The sequence below is a fragment of the Variovorax sp. 20P10.2.4 genome, assembly GCF_058244205.1.
The window spans coordinates 1-2,583 of the sequence record NZ_JBZAYE010000850.1 but is presented as its reverse complement, the minus strand read 5'-3'; the positions used below and the strand labels follow the sequence as shown (position 1 = coordinate 2,583).

Sequence of the window (2,583 nt, the reverse complement as noted above, 5' to 3'; positions counted from 1 at the left end):
GGCTCGGCCAGCTGTTCGGTTGGCGCGCGGCCTTCGTGTTCGTGGGCGTGATCGCGCTCATCGCCGTGGTGCTGCTGCGCCGCGACATCCCCGACCTCGCCGCGCCCGCGGGCGCCAGCCCCTGGCGCGAACTCGGCGCGCTCAAGCGCAAGCAGGTCTGGTTCACGCTGGGCATCGGCGCCATCGGCTTCGGCGGCATGTTCTCGGTGTTCAGCTACATCAAGCCGACGCTGATCGAGGTGGCCGGCATGCCGCTGGGCGGCGTGCCGCTGGTGCTCGCGCTGTTCGGGCTCGGCATGGTGGTCGGCAACCTGGTCGGCGCGCGGCTGGCCGACAAGTCGCTGATGCGCACCATCGGCGGCCTGATGGCCTATGCGGCGCTGGTGCTGGCGCTGTTCACCTTCTCGGCCCACAACATCTACACCGCGGGCTTCAACGTGTTCCTGATCGGCACCACCGTGGCCATCGGCCCGGCGCTGCAGATCCGGCTGATGGACGTGGCCGGCGATGCGCAGACCCTGGCGGCCGCGCTCAACCATTCGGCCTTCAACATGGCCAATGCGCTCGGCGCCTGGCTCGGCGGCGTGGCGATCGCCGCGGGCCTGGGCTGGACCTCGACCGGCTGGGTCGGCGCGCTGCTCGCGCTCGCGGGCATGGGCGTCTTCTGCTGGGCCGTGGCGAGCGCGCGCGCCGATGCGCGGCGGCCGCGCGTGGCGGCCTGCAAAGGCTCGGCGAGCTGAAGGTCTCCGCCTAACGGGGCTGCAGCTGCTCGCGCAGGATGCGCCGGATCTCGAGGATCGCGAGCGGGTTCTCCTGCACGCTGTGCGCCGACGGGATCACCAGCTCCGAGGCCGCGCCGTCGAGGTGCGCGCTGGCATAGGGCACGATGCCGTCGCTCGACAGCGCCTGCGCCAGGCCCGGCGTGTCGTTGCCGATGATCGAGTGGAAGCGCACGCGCGGATTCATCGGCAGGCCCGAGGAGAGCCGCACGAAGGGATCGCGGTCGCTGAGGTTGTCGATGCTGTTGGGAATGCGCAGCGGCCCCGCGTCCTGCCGGCCCGGCGCGATGCGGATCAGTTCGCGCGAGATGTCGCTCAACTGCCCCAGCATCGCCACCGGCAGCGTGATCAGGTTGGCGACCCAGCGCGAGATGCGGTTGTTGGCGAAGTCGGTGCCGCGGTGCGGCGAGGCGATGAAGATCGCGTCGCTGACCTGCGGCAGCGGCTCGAAGCGCAGGTAGGGCGCGAGCTTCTCCTCGATGCGCCGCTGCTGCGCGCCCTGCATCGGGTAGCTGGCCAGCAGCGCGTCCCAGAGCTTGTCCTCCGACGACGACACCATCAGCCGCGACAGCACGCCGCCCATGCTGTGGCCGATCAGCGTGATGTCCTTCGAGGCCGGGGCCTGGCCCGTGGGATCGAAGTGCTGCAGCGTCTGCGTCACGGCCTCGCGGATCGCGAAGTTGTTGAGCGGCAGCGGCGCATTGGTCGGATAGTAGACCTGCCAGATCTGGTAGCGGCGGCGCAGGGTCTCGTCGCCGAGCACCTCGTTGGCCACGTTGATCCAGGCCTCGGGACTGCTCGCGAGGCCGTGCAGCATGATGACCGTGCGGCGCTCGGGATCGTAGGGCTGCATCAGGTAGATGCGCGGCTGCGTGAGGCCGTCGCGGCCGCCGAACAGGCTGCGCAGCGCCTGCAGCGCGAAGTCGGAGCGGGCCAGCCACAGGCCGTAGCCCGAGGTGAAGTTGGCGGCCAGCGGCACCTCCTGCCCGGCCAGTTGCACGTTGGCGGTGCGGTAGGGGTCGTAGGCCGCGATGCGCAGCCTGCGCGTGGCCAGCACCTCGGCGAGGTTGCCGCCGTCGAACAGCAGCAGCGCGGTGACGGCGGGGAAGGGCATCTCGCGGTAGGGCGGGCGCGGGTCGGCGGTAGCGAGCGCGGGCGCCTTCTCGTCGGTGCGCTGGCTGTCGGCCGCCACCAGCTCGGCGCCGAAGCCGTCGCGCCGGTAGGTGTTGCGCAGGCCCGAGAAGGTCAGCGAGGCGGCGGGGATCAGCTCGTCGGGCAGCGGCGCGTCGGCGGGCAGGCGCAGGCCCGAGACGTCGGCCTCGATGCGCCAGTCGCCCACGCGCGGTACCTGCGGCTGTGCCGCTGCGTTGCGCCGCACGCCGCGGTACAGGCCCGTGATGGCCTGCTGCACCGCGTAGTTGTAGTAGTCGCGCACCTGCGTCTGCCGGTCCTCGAAGGCGCGGTCGCGCGGCTTGCGCGCGGTGAAGAACAGGTAGGCATAGGCATGGCGCGCGCTCTCGAGCCAGGCCTCGATGGCGGTGGTGTCGGCGGCCGAGCCCGGCTGCGTGGTGCCGCCGCTCTTGTCGGCCGCGATCGCCACCTGCAGCCACACCTCCGACAGCGCCGACAGCCGCTGCTCGTCGCTCAGGCCCGGCGAGTCGGCCAGTGCGCTGCGGCAGGCCGGGCCGTCCTCGCCGCACAGCTCGGCGTCGGAGCCGATCACGCGCAGCACCTCCTCGGCCGAGGTGCTGAGCCGGCCCGTGGTGAGCACGTCGCCGCGGCGCTGCGCGAGGTATTCGGCGGG

Annotated in this window: 2 protein-coding genes; one reads left to right on the top strand and one right to left on the bottom strand. The window is 71.9% G+C overall.

The features are described 5' to 3' along the window. On the top strand, positions 1–740 hold a 740-nt coding region (locus tag AC27VN_RS38490; protein ID WP_490880067.1), incomplete at its 5' end, for an MFS transporter. Between the two features lie 10 nt (positions 741–750). Here AC27VN_RS38490 and AC27VN_RS38485 read toward each other — a convergent pair. Continuing rightward, positions 751–2,583, bottom strand: a 1,833-nt coding sequence (locus AC27VN_RS38485) for an esterase/lipase family protein (protein ID WP_490880066.1), incomplete at its 5' end; no start/stop codon positions are given.